Here is a 17,792-nt window from a genome sequence, read left to right on the forward strand (position 1 = left end):
CATGGTCCAACGCGACTCCCATATGTTGGAGTCACACATATAGGGACCCCACGCGATGCTGACACCGGAGATCAAGAAGGGGAGCGCCGAGTTCCTGATCCTCTCGCTCCTCGAACATGAGCCGCGCCACGGTTATGAGCTGAGCAAGCTTATCGCCTCCCGATCTCAAGGTGTCCTGACCTTTCATGTCGCGTCGCTCTATCCGCTCCTCTACCGGATGGAAGCGCGCGGCTGGATCGGCGGGCGGTGGGTCGAGAAGCCCGGCGAGCGCCGCCGCCGGTACTACCGCATCACCGCCGCCGGTCGGCGTGCGCTCGAAGCGCAGCGCGAACACTGGAACGCCTTTGTCGCCGCGGTGACCAGCATCGCCGGTCTCGGCAATGCCTGACTGGCGCACCATGCTGCGGCAGCGCGCACCGGAGCTCGGACTCGCCCCGCAGCATGAAGCGGAGTTGATCGATGAGCTGGCGCCGCACCTCGACGCGGAGTTCGACGAGCTCGCCCGCCACGTCGGTCCCGACGAGGCGGAGCGTCAACTGCTGGCGCGCTTCGACGCACGCTCGCTCCGCGAACTGGGGCGCACGCGTCGCATCGCGCTCGGAGCGCAGGCGCGGCACAGCGATATGCCACCTGTCACACGGGAGTGGTGGAGAATGAACACCCGCCGCCGGATTGTCGCATTTCGTGCGCTGGTGGTGCTGATGCTGGCGGTCGGCGTCGGCGCCACCACCGCAATCTTCTCGGTGGTGAACGGCGTGCTGCTCAAGCCGCTGCCGTTCCCGCACCCGGAGCAGCTCGTCCTCGTCGGCGAACGCTCGCCGCAGAGTCCGGGCGTCAACAAGTTCATGTTCCTCGACACGCCGTCGGCGATTCTCTCGTGGCGGCAACGCGCCGACGATTTCGAGGGAATTGCGGCGCTGCAGAGCGCCTCGTTCACCCTCGCCGGACAGGGTGACCCGCGGGTGCTCACCGGAGTCCGCGTGACGCCGAACTTCTTCGGCGTGTTGCAAGCGACCCCCGAGTTGGGACGATTCTTCGTCCCCGCCGACGCGAACGACGGTACACGGCCGACGGTCATCACCGATGCGCTCTGGCGATCGACCTTCGGCGCCGACCCCGGCGTGATCGGTCGCACGGTGGGCGCGCCGGGAAGTGCCGTGCGGATCATCGGCGTCCTCCCCGCCACGTTCCGCATCGGCGGCAGCGAGCTGGGGATGACCACCGCCGGCAAGCCGACCGAATTCTTCCAGACGTTTGAATTCGGGCCGACCTCTGGCGGCGATCTCACGCGTGCCTGGTCGAATTTCAACTTCACCGCGATCGGACGGCTGAAGCCGGGGGTGAGCATCACCCAGGCGTCGGCCCAACTCGACGTGATTCAGGGGCACCTCGCAGTCGATGCCCCCGACGCGGCGCCCGGAATGATGCTGCAGGGCCAGATCACTCCCATCCTCGACTACGCCACCAGCGCGTCGCGGCAGGAACTCTGGCTGCTCCTCGGCGCGGTCGCCGCCGTGCTGCTGATCATCAGCGTCAATCTGGGAGGATTGTGGGTCACCCAGGTGGTCGATCGGCGCCGCGACTGGGCGATCCGCATCGCACTTGGCGCCGAGCCTGGACGGCTCGCCCGTCAGGTCCTGAGCGAAGGGCTCTTCCTTGGCGTGATCGGCGGCGTGCTGGGCGTCGCGTGCGCCGCCGCCGGGATCAGGAGTCTTCTCGCGCTTGCGCCGCAGGATATCCCGAGACTCGATCAGGTCCACGTCGACTGGCGCGTGCTGCTGGTGGGATTGCTGATGTCGGCGGTGGCGGGATTGCTGACGGCGCTGATTCCGGCGCTGCGCGTCGGGCGTGGCCACCCGCAGGAATCGCTCAAGGGGGCGAGTACAGCGACCACCGCCGGAGTGGCGGGTGTGCGGTCGCGCCAGGGATTGATCGCCATCCAGGCGACACTCACGACGCTGCTGATCGCCGTCGCCGGACTGCTCGGCGTCTCCCTCTACAGGCTGATGGACCGGCCTGCGGGCTTTTCGACCGAACATGGCGTCGTCGCGCGAGTGGTGATCAACAGTTATGACGACACCGCACGTGACCAGATCTTCCAGCAACTGATCCCGGCCATTGCGGCGATCCCAGGTGTGCGCGCCGTCGGCCTTACATCGCATCTGCCGCTCGAAGGCGAGACGTGGATTGACGGCGCGGGAATTCCCGGCAAGCAGTATCCGCGCGCACAGCAACCGACCGTCAATGTCCGCTTCGTCGGCGGAGACTACTTCTCCGCCATGCAGATCCCGCTGATCGCCGGACGCAATCTCGGTGAGGCCGACCGGCCGGCGGGGTGGCCGCCGAAGAACGACTCTGTCGAAGCGACGATGCACGAGTCGGTGATCATCTCCGCAGCAGCCGCCCGCCTGATCTGGCCGGGGCGCGATCCGCGCACGCTGGTGGGAGAGGCGATTGCGTTCAATGGCCAGAGTCCGACCATCGTCGGCGTGGCGGCCGATGCGCTCGACGGTACGCTGACGTCGGCGGCGCCGGCGGTGGCCTACCAGCCGTACTGGGAGTACGAGCCGCCGTCATTCTCGCTGGTGCTGCGGACCACACTGCCGATTAACGAAATTGCGGGACCGCTCCGCGCGGCAATCTGGAAGCTGGCGCCTAACGCGCCGATCTCGGCGATCGAGCCGCTCGGATCGCTGCGATCGGCGGCCACTGCACCGCAGCGCTACCAGTTCACCCTGCTGATGATCTTCGCCGGGCTGGCACTGATGCTCGCCGTGATCGGGACGTACGCGCTCGTGGCGCACAGCGTGGCACAACGCCGGAAGGAACTGGCGATCCGGTTGGCGCTCGGTGCCCAGGCCGGAACAATTCGCGGACTGATCGCGCGGCAGGCGGTGGCACCGGTGGCGATCGGTGCGCTGGCAGGATTGGTTGCTGCGTGGGTTGGTGGCCGCGTGTTGCAGAGCTTGCTCTATGATGTCGACGCCCACAATCTCGCGGCGCTCGGCGCTGCCGTCGGAGTCGTCGTGCTGGCAGCGGTGCTCGCGTGTATTGCGCCGGCTCGCCGAGCGACGCGGGTCGACCCCAACCTCGCGCTGCGAGCGGAATAGCAATCGTCTTGTGAAATCGCCGGTCGATTCACGACCGGCGACGCGGCGGGACTATCGCGACGGTGCCGGTGCCGCGCGCCCGCGCTGGAGCATCCAGCGGTACAGCCACACGACGAGACCGATGAATCCGATCACGCCGAGCCACGGCGCGGCGGCGAATGTCTCGGGAACGAGCCCGATCGGCGCGTCCTTCGACGTCGCCACGATCAGTCCCGCGTTGACCACGCCCCAGATGCTCTCGCCGACGATCAACCCCGACGCCACCAGCGTGCCGAGCCGTTCGGTGCGACCGGGATCGGGTGTCTGCTGCGCCTTTCGCACAAACCAGTGCGAGATGAATGCGCCGATGATCACCGCGAACGTCGCCGACATCGGGAGATAGATCCCGATCCCCACGGCGAGCGGGGGGATCCGCAGCTTCTTCATCGTGCCAAGGAGGGAGTCGAGGATGATCAGGCCGACGCCCACCAGCGCGCCGATCCCGATCATCGTCCAGTCGAGATGTCCGCCGATCACTCCCTGCGCCAGCGCGGAGATCAGCGTCGCCTGCGGAGCGGGGAGGGGATTCGGTGCCACGACGCCGACGTTGGCCGCTCCCGCAAAGCCGTACGCCTTGGCGAGCAGGTTGAGCACCGACGGGATCACCGCCGCGCCCGCGCCGACGCCGACGATCAACGCGATCTGCTGGCGCATCGGCGACGCACCGACGAGCTGGCCGGTCTTGAGGTCCTGGAGATTGTCGTTCGAGATCGTTGCGCACGCGAAGACGATCGCCGTAATGAAGAGCGAGAACGCGATCAGCGCAGGTCGCGTGACGTCAGTTGGATGCACCGCTACGACGAAGAGCGATGCGCATACCACGATGGAAAGAATGCCGACGCCGGAGATCGGTGAATTCGATGCACCGATCAGCCCTGCCATGTAGCCGCAGACCCCGGCAATGATGAACCCGATCAGGAAGACGAGCGGCACTGCGATCAACGTCAGCCGTCCGGCGCTCGGCGCGAGGTTGGTCGATTTCGCGAAGGTGTACGACAGCACGCCGGCTATCGCAAGGCAGATGACCGCCAGCAGGATGATCCACGATGGCGAAAGATCCCGATCGCTGTCGTCGCCGGTGGCTGTGGTGCGCGATGCCGCCAGCGTGCTCACCAGTCCGCCGACTACCGGCTTCGCGAGCGTGAGCAAGGTATAGATCGCGGCGATGCCGATCGTGCCGGCGCCGAGGAAGCGGACCTGATGACTCCAGGTGCTCATCGTGTGCGCGGCGAGCGTCATCCCGGCCGCAGCGGGCTGATGCGCCGTGAGAATCGGCACGGCGATCACCCAGGAAATGATCTGACCCACCAGCATCGCGACACCGACCGAAAGCCCGACGAGGTGCCCCGCGCCGAGGAGCGCGAGCGACCACGCCACGTCGTATCCGGTCGATGCGCCGCCGCCAAGTGCCACGAAACCGGTGACTTCGGCTGCAGCAATACGCGTCGCAGTCAGGACGGCGAGCCCGCCCGATGCGATCGACCCGAGAATCACCGCCTTCAACCCTTCGCGCGCTTCGCCACTCGCGTCCTCGACTTCGCCGCGCGTGCCCGAGCCGACCTTGAGCACTTCGGCTGCGGCAACGCCTTCGGGATAGGGAAGATCCGATGTGGTCACCAGCGCGCGGCGCAGCGGAATGGTGAAGAGCACGCCGAGGACGCCACCGCTGACGCAGATCAGGAACGACTGCCAGAACGGGAAGCCGGTCCACCAGCCGACGATCACCAGTCCCGGCAGGACGAAGATGATCGCCGAGAGCGTTCCCGCTGCTGACGCGACCGTCTGCACGATGTTGTTCTCGAGGATCGACGAATCCTTGAATGCGCTGAGGACCGCCATCGAGATAACCGCCGCGGGGATCGACGACGCGAAGGTCAGTCCGACCTTGAGGCCGAGGTACACGTTGGCGGCGGTGAAGCCGGTGGTGATCAGCGCACCGAGAACCAGGGCGCGCACGGTCAGTTCGCGAGGCTTCGTCGTCATGGCGATCCGTTTCCGGCAAGGCGGGCGCGCACCGATGCATCCCAGTGCAACCCGACCACCAATCCAAGATTGCGATCCGCGGGGCGGAGCGTGAGAAACTGATTACCGTCGTGACCGACATCGAAATTGGCGGAGCTGTACGCACCGACGGAGAAGAGGCCGGTTGCCGCATCCTTGCGCGAGGTGACCGCCAGCGCAGGCGTCGTCGTGATGGTGGCGCCGATCAGCTTGTTGCCCGACACATAGTACAGGGTGCGGCCATCGGGACTCCACCGCATCTCCGCGGCGCCGCCCGACGACACCTGCACCTTTGCGCTCGAATCGGGCCAGGTGCGCAGGTACGCCTCGAACGCACCAGATTCGTCCGAGATGTACGCGAAGAAATGGCCGTCCGGCGAAAACTGGCCGTCGAATACCTGGCCGTGAACGGCATCCCAGGTGGCGGCGATACTGTCGCCAATGCGGTGAATCACCAGCCGGGTCACAAGACTGGCACGATCAAAGGTGAGGATACTGTGCCCGTCGGGCGTTGGAATGGCATCAGTACGCTCGGGCACGCTCGGGGCAATGACCGTTGCATCGCCAAGAAAATTCGTCGGCTGTTCGGCCACGGCCGCACCGGCAGTGCTGTCCGTGGTCTGCAGGAAGACGAGATGCGATCCGTCGGCTGTCCACTCGGGCTGGGTATTGTTTCCCGAATGCGTCATCCGCGTCAGCGTGGCCGTCGCCACGTCGAGGACCCAGATGTCGTGCAGGCCGGCGTTGGTGATCTCGACCGCGATGCGCTTGCCGTCGGGCGAGAGACGTGGATGGAGGTAGAACCGGGGATCAGGAACGATCTGGCGGACGGGCCCGTCCGCTCCGCTCCACCAGAGCGTGAAGTGCTCGGCGCCCCGCATGTAGGCGACGTCGCCACGAGTGTTGAGGGTGATCGGTGCGTCGCCATTGCACGTCTGGCAGATCGGGATCGAGTCGAGGAGCGGAACCGGCGTCCCGGATGCGTGCCAGCTCCGGCGATCGAGCGGCACCGCCATCACGTTGCCGTCGAGCTGCAGGTAGATCAGCACGTTGCCCACCATGCCCAGCGCGCGCACACCGTTCACGCCGACGGGACGCGTTACTCCATTGGTGACGGAGGCTTCCTCGATCGGAGTATTCGCGGCATTGCCGCCGTGCCAGACCGAGAAGAGCAGGGTGGTGCCGTCGTCGAGGACGATGGGCCAGATGTGCGTGTCGCGCGCGGTGTCGGTGACGCGGGTCAGCGGCTGGAATGCTCCCCCCGAAACCGGCAGGAGCTTGAGTCCGTGATCCCCGGTCGCGACGACGATCCCGCGCGACGTCCACGCCATCCCGTCGCCGGCGTTGTCGGATCCGAGTGCCACCGCCGCGCCGCCGTCGAGCGACACCTTCTTGATCTTTCCGTCGGCTTCGAACGCAATCCAGCGACCATCGGGAGAGAAGACCGGCTGCAGCGCGTGCTCCGTTCCCGGGATCATGTGGGCGGCGAGATCGTCCACCGGCCGAAGGAACAAGGCGTAGCTGCCATCGCCGGTCGCACCGGCGTACAACAGTTCCTTGCCGTCGGGCGATACGATCGCCGGCCACGACTGCGAAGCGACCGGCCGGCCGATGCTGTCCCCAGTGACAACGAATCGCACGGAACCGACCGAGATTGCCGCGGGCGAGCGACCACGCTGCCAGAGCAGGAGCGCAGCGAGAACGACCACGGCCCCAGCGAGCGCGGCCACCAATCCTCCTGGCCGGGCAGCCGGCCGGGCTGCCGCTCGCATCGTGGTGGTGCGCTGCGGGCCGCCCTGTCCCTGCAGTGCCGCTGCGAATTCCGCCGCAGACGCGAAGCGATCGGCGGGGAGCTTCTGCATCGCGGTGTGTACCGCGTCGGCGACATCCGCGGGGATGCTCTTCCGCAGCGTTGCCGCATCGACCGGCTCGGCAGTCATCACCTTTGCCACGATCGCCTGCGCGGTGGGGCCGGTGAACGGCGGCTCGCCGGTGAGCATCTCGTAGGTGGTGCAGCCGAGGGCGTAGACGTCGGTGCGGGCGTCGAGCTCGCGCTCGCCCATCGCCTGCTCGGGCGACATGTACTGTGGCGTGCCGAGGGACATCCCGGTTTCGGTCATCCGGGCGCCACCGGTCTTCGACGCGGCGAGCGCGATGCCGAAGTCGGCGACCAGCGCGTGCCCGCCGTGCAGCAGGATATTCTCCGGCTTGATGTCTCGGTGGATCACGCCGTGCTGGTGAGCGTACTGCAGCGCGTCGGCGGTTTCGCTCGCGATCCGCACCGCATCGGCGATGGGCAGCTGCTTCTCGCGGGCGAGGCGATCACGCAGCGATTCGCCGTCGACGAACGGCATGACGTAGAAGACGGTTCCATCGACCGTCCCCGAATCGAACAGCGACAGGATGTGCGGATGTTGCAGGTTCGCCGTCGTCTTGATCTCCGACAGGAACCGCTCGGCGCCGATGACGGCGGCGAGTTCGGGTCGCAACACCTTGATCGCGACCTTGCGATCGTGCTTGATGTCGTGCGCGAGATAGACCGTCGCCATCCCGCCGGCGCCGAGTTCGCGCTCGATGGTGTAGCGGTCGGCGAGGGCTCCGCTGAGCGCAGTCGAAGTGGAGTCTACCATCTCGATCGTCCCGCCTTGTCGGCGAGCCAGACATCCGGCTTGATACGGTGCACGTTGCAGATGATGTGGCGGGCGTCGGTATCAACTACAACGGTGACGCACTCGGCAGGCAGATCGACCACCGGAACGAGCTTCGCGCTGTCGGGTGGAATGCGCACCAGTCGGCGGTGTCGCTGACCCGATAACGCTTCGGCCGGATCTTCGATGTCGTAGGCGTAGACCGAGCCGTCGTGATTCCAGCCGACCGGGAGCAACGGTGTCTGATGGTGCGCGATGGTGCGAGCGGTCCCGCGTGCAAGATCGGCAACGACCACCGCCGACGTGACGTCCGACCAGTACGCCACGCGTTGGCTGGCTGGATCCTTCACAAGGCGTTCGGTCGTCTGCCCCGCAGATGGTGCGCCGGGTATGACCATCCGGTGGATCTCCTTGCCGGTGGTGTCGACGACGATGAACGTATCGGCACGCATTGCGACGATCGAATCGGCGGCCAGCCATGCGAAGTTGGTGCTGGTCCCCGGAAGAATCTGGCGCTCGCTCCCGCCGTTGGCATCAATGACCACCAGACGTCCGGGAATCTGCACCCACGAGACGTATGCCACCTGCTTTCCATCGGGAGAAATCTCCGGGAATTCGTGCTCGCCGCGAGAGGCGGTCACGGTTCTCGCCGCCACGCCGCTGTCGAGCGGCAGCAGGGCAAGATTGTCGCTGAGGTTGTCGGTTGCCGTGACAGCGACGAAGTGGCCGTCGGGCGAGATCGACCACGGTTCGAAGTAGCCCGTCCGATCGGTGAGTGATTGCCACGCCGGCGGTGCGCCGGCACTGCGGAAGAGGAGCAATTGCTGACTCGTCTGCGCGAGGACCATGACGGCGCGCCCTGTCGGCGCGACATCGAGGGCACCGCGGTATCCCGTCGGCGCCTGGCCCAGGGCAATCGTACGGCGCTCCGGATGGATATGACGTGCGTCGATCGGAATCCGGTAAAGATCGTCTGCGATGCCTGGAGAGAACTCGAATTGCAGGATCGCCGCGCCGTCGCCGGCCCACCGGACGTACGACCGCGCGTCCGTCGCCTGCACGCTATCGATCACGTCGCCCTTCGGCGTGAGCAGCGCGTAGAGTGCGTCGTTGCGGCTCGTGGCGGAGACGTACGCGATCAATCGATCGCCGGTCGGCGAATAGCTCATGTCAGCGACGTGCCAGCTCGGCGGAATGGCGACGCTGTCGACCTGGCCAAGCGACACCACGTCGTACCGGGCAAGCGTCTGGCGGTCCGCGCCGGTGGCAACTGCCAGGAGGCGGCTGTCATGGGTGAACGCCATGGCGCTCGCGTGCACGCGCAACGGCCGGAGTGAGCCGCCGAGCTTGTCGGTGAGATAGATCGCCTCGTCGGTCGAATCGGGCGAGCCGCGTATGGCGAGCATCGCGCCATTCGGAGACCACTTCACGTCGGAGATCGCTCGCCACGACTTCTCGACGGCGACCGATTGGGTGCCGTCGACATCGCGTACCCGGAGCGTCAGGTTGCAGGTGTACGCCTGGCCGAGGCAGTCGTCGGTGACGTACGCCAGCGAGTTCCCGTCGGGCGAAATGGCAGCGATCGTCACGTTGCCGTCGAATGTCAGCTGCCGTGCCAGCTGAAGTTGATCGGACGGCGAGCTCCGATGCAGCGCGAACCAGATCGCAGCCGTCACCGCGACGGCGGTCGCGGCGGGCCACGCCAGATGCCGGCGCCGCCGACCAGGCCGCGCCGCCGCGGTGCTCGGCGCCGTGATCGGCGTGTGAAGGGCGCTGGCGAACTCCGCGGCGCTCGCGAACCGATCGGCCGGAAGCTTCTGCAGTGCTTGCTGGACCGCCGCCTCGACGTGCAACGGGATCGTCTTTCGCTGCAGCGTCAACGACCGCGGCTCTTCGGTCATGACGCGGGCGATGATCGCCTGCGCTGTCGGACCGGTAAACGGTGGTTCCCCCGCCAGCATCTCGTACGTGATGCAACCGAGCGCATAGACATCACTGCGCGCGGTGATCTCGCGCTCACCCATCGCCTGTTCCGGGGACATGTAGTGGGGCGTGCCGAGGGACATGCCGGTCTCGGTCATTCGGGTGCCTGCGGTGCTGGCGGCGAGCGCGATGCCGAAGTCGGCGACGAGCGCGCTTCCATCGTGCAGCAGGATGTTCTCGGGCTTGATGTCGCGATGGATAACGCCGTGGCGGTGGGCGTAGTCGAGCGCGCTTGCAGTCTCGGTAGCGATGCGGACGGCGTCGGCGACCGGGAGCTGTTTCTCCCGCATCAGCCGATCACGCAGCGATTCGCCGTCGACGTACGGCATGGCATACCAGAGCAGCCTTTCAGCGGTCCCCGAGTCGATCAGTCCGAGAATGTGCGGGTGCTGCAGGTTGGCGGTGGTCTTGATCTCCTTGAGGAACCGCTCGGCACCGATCACGGCGGCGAGCTCAGGTCGGAGGACCTTGATCGCCACCTTCCGGTCGTGCCTCAGGTCGTGCGCGAGATAGACCGTGGCCATCCCGCCGGCGCCGAGTTCGCGCTCGAAGGCATAGCGATCGGACAGCGCAGCGGTCAGGCGGTCGAGTGCGTCGGCTTCTGGCAGGGATCACCCCGTCGGAAGGAAGAAATGCTGGGTCTGGAAGGTGTGCTCAAAGCTACTTCGGCCGGGACGTCCTCGGCCATCCATCTCAGTGCCCAACCCGCCGCAACTCGGTAAACCAGTTGTCGATCTCGACCAGCGGCATGCTCGCACCGGCGGTTGACCCGAGCCGGTCGAGGAAGGCGAAGTCTCCTTCTGCAGTGAGCTCGAACACCTGGTGATATCCGACATAATCGAAGCGCGTGGCGTCGAAGAGCGGCGTGAGACCGGTCACGCCGAACGTCGGAGCCGTATTCACGCTCGCGGCGATCAGCCGGGAGTGGTCATCAACGAAGTAGATCGTTTTCCCATCGTGCGACCACACCGGTGATCCGCCGCCTCCGTTCGATACCTGCCAGTGACTGCCGTCTCCGGTGGGGAACGGCCGGACATACACCTCGTTGCGGCCGGCGTCGTTGGACACATAGGCAAGCCAGTGATCATCCGGCGAGAGGGCGGGCTGCAGCTCGGTGAACCGGCTTGCCGCGACTGGCACCGGTGCCGAGTCGCTCGTGGTGCGCACCGCGAGAATGTCACCATTTCCGGCGGACGAGTTATCGGTTCGGACCAGCAGCCACTGGCCGTCGTGTGACCAGGTGACTTCCTGCAGCGGCCGATTCAGGCGCGTCAACCGCCGCTCGCCGCCGCCGCCATCGGCAGCGCGCACATACACGTCGCCACCATTGACGCTGTCGCGGATGAAGGCGACCTGCCGTCCGTCGGGCGACCACGCTGGACGGCGGTCATGACCGCTGAACGTGAGCCGTGCGAACGGACCGCTGGGTAGCTGCTTGATCCAGATATCCAGCCCCGCGCCGGGCGTGCTGACGCCCACGGCCACGCGCCGACCATCCGGGGAGATCGCGAATGAATTGAACTCGCCGGCCCAGGTCGAATCGACGACACGGTCCGCCCCTTTGCCGTCGGCATAGTGCATCGTCAACACCGCACTGCTGGCGTTGGCGACGCCGTAGACCACGGTACCGGATCGCGAGAGTTCCAGCATGACGCCGTTGCCGAACACCGAGACCCCTTGCAGCACCGGCCTGCCGGTGCCGCGCACCGTTTGATGGGCGAGATCGAACGGCGCCACGATGCCGACGCCGTCGGCGCGCAGATAAAACAGCTGCCCGGTCGGCAGATACCATCCTCTGGAGGCGTTGTCGACGACAAGGTGCTCCTTGCCGGTCTTGAAATCGAAGAAATGGAGACTCATCGTCACGCAGTTCGACGCACAATCGACAAAGAGCACGCCGCGCGACCCCGGCAGCGGCGTCGGAAGCATTGGCGCATTCCCTTGCAATGCCGCGTCGTTCAGCAGGACCGACACCGCGCCACCACTCTGTGACACGCGCCGCATTCCCAGCAGCGACGCGTCTGTGTACACGAGGGTGCCGTCCTCGAGCCACGCGATACCGTACCCGCTGCCGGCGGAGTCAGCCAGCGTCACGCTGGGGCCGCCGGCGACCGCCACCTTCCGCAGCTCGCGCCCGGCGATGTACGCAATCCACTGATCGTCCGGGGAGAAGACCGGATCGCTGGCGTGCTCGGTCCCGGGGATCGGTGTCGGATCAAGCACGTCACGACGCTTGAGCCAGATGCGCCCCGCCGTATCGCCGATGAAGGCGAGCATCGATCCATCCGACGACAGCCCGAGTGGCGGGCCGATGGAGATTTCGATCTGGAGCTTGGCGCTGTCGCCAAGCGACACGTAGCGCCGCTCGATCGGCGCGTTCGGCGAGCGATGCCCGCTCCACCACCCCCACGCCGCGAGCACGATCGCGACCGCTGCGATGATGCTCGCCACGATGAATCGCCGCTCCGACGGGATCGCATGCGGAGCAACGGCGAGGCGCCTGGTGCTCGTGCCGGTCATTGTTCCACGCCCGGCCAGCGCGTCGGCAAATTCGGACGCCGTCGCGAACCGGTCGGCGGGGATCTTTTCCAGTGCCCGCAGCACCGCTGCTTCGACCTCCAGCGGAACCGCTTTCCGCTGCACCGTGATCGGCCGGGGCTCCTCGGTCACCAGCCGCGCGACGATCGCCTGGACGCTCGGTCCGGTGAACGGCGGTTCGCCGACCAGCATTTCGTAGGTGACGGCGCCGAGCGCGTAGATGTCGCTCCGCGCATCGATCTGCTTCTCACCCATCGCCTGTTCGGGCGACATGTACTGCGGCGTCCCAAGCGACAGGCCGGTCTGCGTCATCCGCGCGCCGCCCGCCTGCTGCACGGCCAGCGCGATGCCGAAGTCCGCGACGAGGGCGTGCCCTCCCTGGAGCAGGATGTTCTCGGGCTTGATGTCGCGGTGGATCACGCCGTGCGAGTGAGCATACCCCAGCGCGTCGGCGACCTCCCGCGCGATGCCGACGGCGGCGTCCACGGGAAGCTGGCGTTCGCGCTCGAGCCGGGCACGCAGCGTCTCGCCGGTCACCAGCGGCATCACGTAATACAGCAGGCCGCCCGCATCGCCACTGTCAAGCAGCGGCAGAATGTGCGGATGCTGCAGCCGTGCGGTGGTGCGGATCTCGCTCAGGAACCGGTCGGCGCCGAGTGCCGCGCCGAGGTCGGGATGGAGCACCTTGATCGCGACATCGCGGTCGTGCTTGAGGTCGTGCGCGAGATAGACCGTGGCCATCCCGCCCTGACCAAGTTCGCGCTCGATGGTATAGGCGCCGCCGAGCGACGACTGAAGGTGCAATCGCGAATCACTCACGGCGCCTCCTTCGCGACACCAGCCAGCCAGTTGCGCACCAGGATTACCTCGTACGACCCCCGCACGTCCTCGGCCATCAGTATGCGGCCGTCCGGGGCGACGTCGTACAGGCCCGTATTCGATCCACCAGCGGTCGACAGCACCGCCGACGCGTTTATCTCGCGGGTGCCTGTCACGGCCAGTGTCGGCTTCGATTGAATCGACACCGCCAGCAACTTGCCGCGCTCGTCCCAGTAATACAGCGTCCGCCCGTCACGCGACCAGCGACCGGAGCTGGCGCCACCGTTCGAGATGCGGAGCCTCGCTCCCGTCGACGTGAGCGGCTGCACGTACAGCTCCGGCGTTCCCCCTTCATCAGAGAGATAGGCGAAGATCGATCCGTCTGGCGACGGGACGCCGCTGGTCTGATTGTCGGGCATCACGACGAGCGGCACGGCACCCGCACCGCCTCCGGCGACGATCGAGTAGATGTCACGCGCGGTTGCCTCGTCGCCGTAGGTCGATACCATGAGCGCGTGGTGATCCGGAAGCCAGCGGCCGTCGCCCACGGAGTGACCGAACTGGGCGCGCGACAGGATCATCCGTTCGGGTGCAGAGGCGTCGGCCGGGCGCTCATCGAGGCTTTGCTTTTCGGGACCTCCGATGCGAGCCCACAGCACGTCCTTGCCATCACTCGACCAGGTCGGACGCAGGTTGGTGGCAGACGCGGTCAGGCGAGTGCGTGCCGCGGTGCGGAGATCTTCGACCCACACGTTCTGATTCCACGCCGGCCCCCTCACCATCCCTTCGCCCTCGGAGAATGCCACGTGCGACCCGTCGGGCGAGAGCGACAGGCCCCACAGGAACCCCGCGATGTCAGTGGCCCCGGCACGGCGGCCATCTCCGTCGAGCCAGATCAACTGTTGACGTCCCACTGCGCCGGTGAGATAGATCATCGTCCCGTCGTTGCCGACCGAGAGTTGCGGGTAGACACGATTACCCGAGTTGCTGCCGAGGGCGACGCGCGTCACCAGTGTCCCGCGGCCGGTGACCTGCAGGCGCTTCACGTCAAACGGTTCGATGAACACGTCGCCATCACTGGTCACGCGCAGCAGTTGACCTGACGGGAGGACCCGCCCGAACACGCCGGTCTCCACGACCGCGCTCTTGCCCGTGCTGAACGAGATCGCCTTGATGGTGAGTGGCGTGGTATCGTCCGGAGAAGCCAGCTCCGGGACATAGAGCATGCCGCTCTCGTCAGGAAAGATCGTGAGCGGACGGGCGGAGTAGCCCGTGTCGGCGCGCGGCTTGAGCAGCGTGTCGAGCCGCCCGCTTACTTCCCGGCGGATAATGATGCCCTTGCCGCCGCGCGGGGCGTAGTAGATCGCTCCGCTCGCACCCCACGTTGCCTCACGGGCGCCTGCGAGGGGTACAACCTGTCCGCCGTTCGCCGTCACGACGTAGCTGAGCAGGCCGGTACCGCCGCTCACGCCGATCAGGATCGAGCGCCCGTCGGGCGACCATTCAACTGACCCGGTGCCCGTGGTCCCGGGAACGGGCGTCCCGTTCAGCGCGTCAAGATGCCGGATCCAGAGCTGCGTCTTGTTCGCTGTCGCTCCCGGACCGACGTAGGCGAGCTGCGAACCGTCCGGTGACACCGCAACCGCAAAGCCGTAGTAGAGCGGGTGCGGCTCTTCGCCCGTCGGAAATGCCATCGCGACGCGCGTCACCTGCTGTCGCGGCGCCACCGGACGCAACCAGCCCGCTGCTGCCACGATCAGCGCAATCACGGCAATCGCAGCCAGCATCATCGTCGGATTGCGCGGCGACATCGACCCGCTCGATGGACGCCGCGTCGCCGACGGCCTCGCCCCGGTGCTCGCGAGCGCGGCGCTGAACTCCGCCGCCGTTGCAAACCGATCGGCCGGGAGCTTCGCGAGCGCGGTGAGCACCGCGTCTTCCACCCCTGGAGGCACTGTGTCGCGCACCGTGTGGATCGGCGTCGGCTTCTCGGTCATCACCTTCGCCACGATCGCCTGCACGCTCGAGCCGGTGAACGGCGGATCACCGGCGAGCATCTCATACGTCACCGCGCCGAGGGCGTAGATGTCGCTGCGCGCGTCGATCGTCTTCTCGCCCATCGCCTGCTCGGGCGACATGTACTGCGGCGTTCCGAGGGAGAGACCGGTCTGTGTCATCCGCTGGCCGCCGGCGTGTTGCACCGCCAGCGCGATGCCGAAATCGGCGACGAGGGCGTGCCCACCCTGGAGCAGGATGTTCTCGGGTTTGATGTCGCGGTGGATGATGCCGAGCGCGTGCGCCGCGCTCAGCGCGTCGGCGACTTCGGTCGCGATCCGCACGGAGTCGGGGATGGGCAGCACGCGCTCCCGCGACAGGCGGCCGCGCAGCGTCTCGCCGGCGACATACGGCATCACGTAGTAGAGCAGGCCGCCTGCATCGCCACTATCAAGCAGCGGCAGGATGTGCGGATGTTGCAGCCGTGCCGTCGTGCGGATCTCGCTCAGGAATCGTTCGGCGCCGAGTGCCGCGCCGAGGTCGGGATGGAGCACCTTGATCGCGACATCGCGGTCGTGCTTGATGTCGTGCGCGAGATAGACGGTGGCCATTCCGCCCTGACCGAGTTCGCGGTCGATCGTGTAGCGATCGGCGAGCGAGAGTTTCAACTGCTCGATGGGCTGGGTCACGGCCGCCGGATCTCCATCAGCCAGATATCGCTCTGCCGCTCGTCCGACGCGAAGTAGATCCGGCCGCCGCGCACTTCGAACGTCCCGCGCGTCGACGTATGCTCCGGGTCGAAGCGAACCAGCTGCTGGACGGCGCCTCCATCGGCTGCAATCGCATCGATGAAGGCATTCCCGTTGGCATCGTGAGTTGTGAAGAAGATCCGGTTGCTGCCGGCCCATCGGGCAATATCGGCGTGCGGGTTGCCCGGAATCGCGACATCCATGACGGTCCGCACCGGCCCCGAATCGACCGGCACCACCTGCAAGCTCCCGCCTGCCCGTTCCATGCCGAAGAGCAGCAGGCGCCCGTCGGGTGACCAGGTCGGATTGATGCCGTGGTCAACTCGATGTACCGGCTCGCCCCAGTGTCCATCGGGCCCGCGCCGGACGATCCAGATTCCGCCGGAAGCCGCGAGGTCGGCGAACGCAATCGCACGGTCGTCAGGGGCCCAGTTCGGCTGCGCCTCCTGCATGGGAGAGTGGGTCACCCGTTCGACACCGCTCCCATCGAGCTGCTGGACGAAGATGTCACGCGATCCTGACCGCCACGAATGGAACGCGAACGACTTGCCATCGTGCGACGGAGCCGGCCAGAAATCGTCCGCCGGATCGGTCGTCAGTCGTTCGGCACTCCCGCCCGCCACCGGAATGCGGAAGATGTCGTCATTCCCGGTGAGGTCCGAGTCGTAATACAGCCATTTGCCATCGTCCGACGGATTCAGTTGCTCGATGTATTCGTTGGCATTGGTGATCCGCACCGCGCTGGCGGTCGTCGCTCCCGGCCCCGTTGGCACCGGCATCGACCAGGCGGTGGTGCGGGCGGCGTACAGTGAGTACGCCAGTTGAGCCCCGCCGTGGGAGATGGCGATGGTGTGCGCTCCCAGCCCCGCGCTCAGCCGGACCGGTGTACCATCGACGCGGCCGTTGCCGCGCACTGCGACAGCGTAGATGTCGCGCGGTCCGTCCCGATTGGAAATGAAGTACAGCCACGCGCCGTCGGGCGACCAGACCGGACTGGTGTTGAGCGTTGTCGAATCGGTGACGGTGATCAGTTGGTGGTCGCTCACGCGACAGAGCACGATCCGCGCCGGCGAAAGGTTGGCAAACGCCGATCCATCCTGTACGTACAGCGCGTCACCCGAAGCGCAGGCGATCAGTGTGCCACGCGGTGACCAGCTGCACAGCGTTGGCTCGGCCATTCGGGCGAGGCCGTGCACCGATCCGTCTGCCTCGCGTACCAGCAGCGAATCGCCTCGCGCGAATGCCATCCGCTTCCCGTCAGGCGAGAATGTCACCGACGCGATCGGTGTCGTTGGTGTCGCTGGAAGCTCCGGGCGCGCGGGACCGCCTCCTGCGGGAGCGCTGAAGACGCTTCCGCCGGAGAGGTAGACGACGCGGGAACCATCGGGCATCCAGGTTGGAAGCGATTGCGTCGCCGAGGTGTCGTCGGTGAGAGGGATCGCTCGGCCGCCGGCCACATCGCGCACCATGATGCGAAAGCGCGAGGCCGGCCCTGCCGCGTACGCGATCGAGTGGCCGTCGGGTGACAGCGCCGGCTCCACTTCGAGGCCGGCGTCCCAGGTGAGATGCGTTGCGCGCCCGAGCACGCCCGGTCCGGCACTCGATCGATGGCCGCCGAGACGGCTTCCGGCGAAGAGTCCGGCAACTCCGACGATCACGACTGCGGCGAGCCACAGCCACGGCGCGCGCGAAGCAGGGTGTGACAGCACGCCGCGCGGGCTCATCGTCTTCCCGCTGCGATTCGAAATCGCGGCGGCAAATTCGGCGGCACTCGCGAAGCGGTCGGCCGGGAGCTTCTCCAGCGCCGTGAGCACGGCGTCTTCGACGTATTCCGGCACACGAGGGCGCCGCGCGATGATCCTCGCCGGCTTCTCGGTCATCACCTTCGCCACGATCGCCTGTGCCGTGCT

8 protein-coding genes are annotated in these 17,792 nt (G+C 66.8%); 2 read left to right on the plus strand and 6 right to left on the minus strand.

Going from position 1 to position 17,792, the window contains the following annotated elements:
• The first annotated feature begins 55 nt into the window (after positions 1 to 55).
• Positions 56 to 388, plus strand: coding sequence for a PadR family transcriptional regulator (locus VGM20_00430; protein HEY4099320.1), 333 nt, complete (start codon positions 56 to 58; stop codon positions 386 to 388).
• Complete coding sequence (locus VGM20_00435; protein HEY4099321.1) at positions 381 to 3,110, plus strand: ABC transporter permease; 2,730 nt, start codon at positions 381 to 383, stop codon at positions 3,108 to 3,110. Before VGM20_00430 ends, VGM20_00435 begins: the two co-directional genes overlap by 8 nt.
• A gap of 51 nt (positions 3,111 to 3,161) precedes the next feature.
• Here the strand turns inward: VGM20_00435 and VGM20_00440 are convergent, their stop codons facing one another.
• The 6 genes from VGM20_00440 to VGM20_00465 form a co-directional block, all read right to left on the minus strand.
• Complete coding sequence (locus tag VGM20_00440) at positions 3,162 to 5,132, minus strand: oligopeptide transporter, OPT family (GenBank protein ID HEY4099322.1); 1,971 nt, start codon at positions 5,130 to 5,132, stop codon at positions 3,162 to 3,164.
• Positions 5,129 to 7,780, minus strand: coding sequence for a protein kinase (locus VGM20_00445; protein HEY4099323.1), 2,652 nt, complete (start codon positions 7,778 to 7,780; stop codon positions 5,129 to 5,131). The genes VGM20_00440 and VGM20_00445 overlap by 4 nt, the downstream gene beginning before the upstream one ends.
• On the minus strand, positions 7,774 to 10,389 hold the full coding sequence (locus VGM20_00450) for a protein kinase (GenBank protein ID HEY4099324.1): 2,616 nt from the start codon (positions 10,387 to 10,389) through the stop codon (positions 7,774 to 7,776). The genes VGM20_00445 and VGM20_00450 overlap by 7 nt, the downstream gene beginning before the upstream one ends.
• An 85-nt stretch (positions 10,390 to 10,474) precedes the next feature.
• On the minus strand, positions 10,475 to 13,138 hold the full coding sequence (locus VGM20_00455; GenBank protein HEY4099325.1) for a protein kinase: 2,664 nt from the start codon (positions 13,136 to 13,138) through the stop codon (positions 10,475 to 10,477).
• The gene (locus VGM20_00460) at positions 13,135 to 15,822 is read right to left on the minus strand and encodes a protein kinase (protein ID HEY4099326.1); all 2,688 of its coding nucleotides are present in this window, start codon (positions 15,820 to 15,822) and stop codon (positions 13,135 to 13,137) included. The genes VGM20_00455 and VGM20_00460 overlap by 4 nt, the downstream gene beginning before the upstream one ends.
• On the minus strand, positions 15,819 to 17,792 hold a 1,974-nt coding region (locus VGM20_00465), incomplete at its 5' end, for a hypothetical protein (GenBank protein ID HEY4099327.1). The genes VGM20_00465 and VGM20_00460, both read right to left, overlap by 4 nt.

Source organism: Gemmatimonadales bacterium, from assembly GCA_036500345.1.
Taxonomy (GTDB): domain Bacteria; phylum Gemmatimonadota; class Gemmatimonadetes; order Gemmatimonadales; family GWC2-71-9; genus Palsa-1233.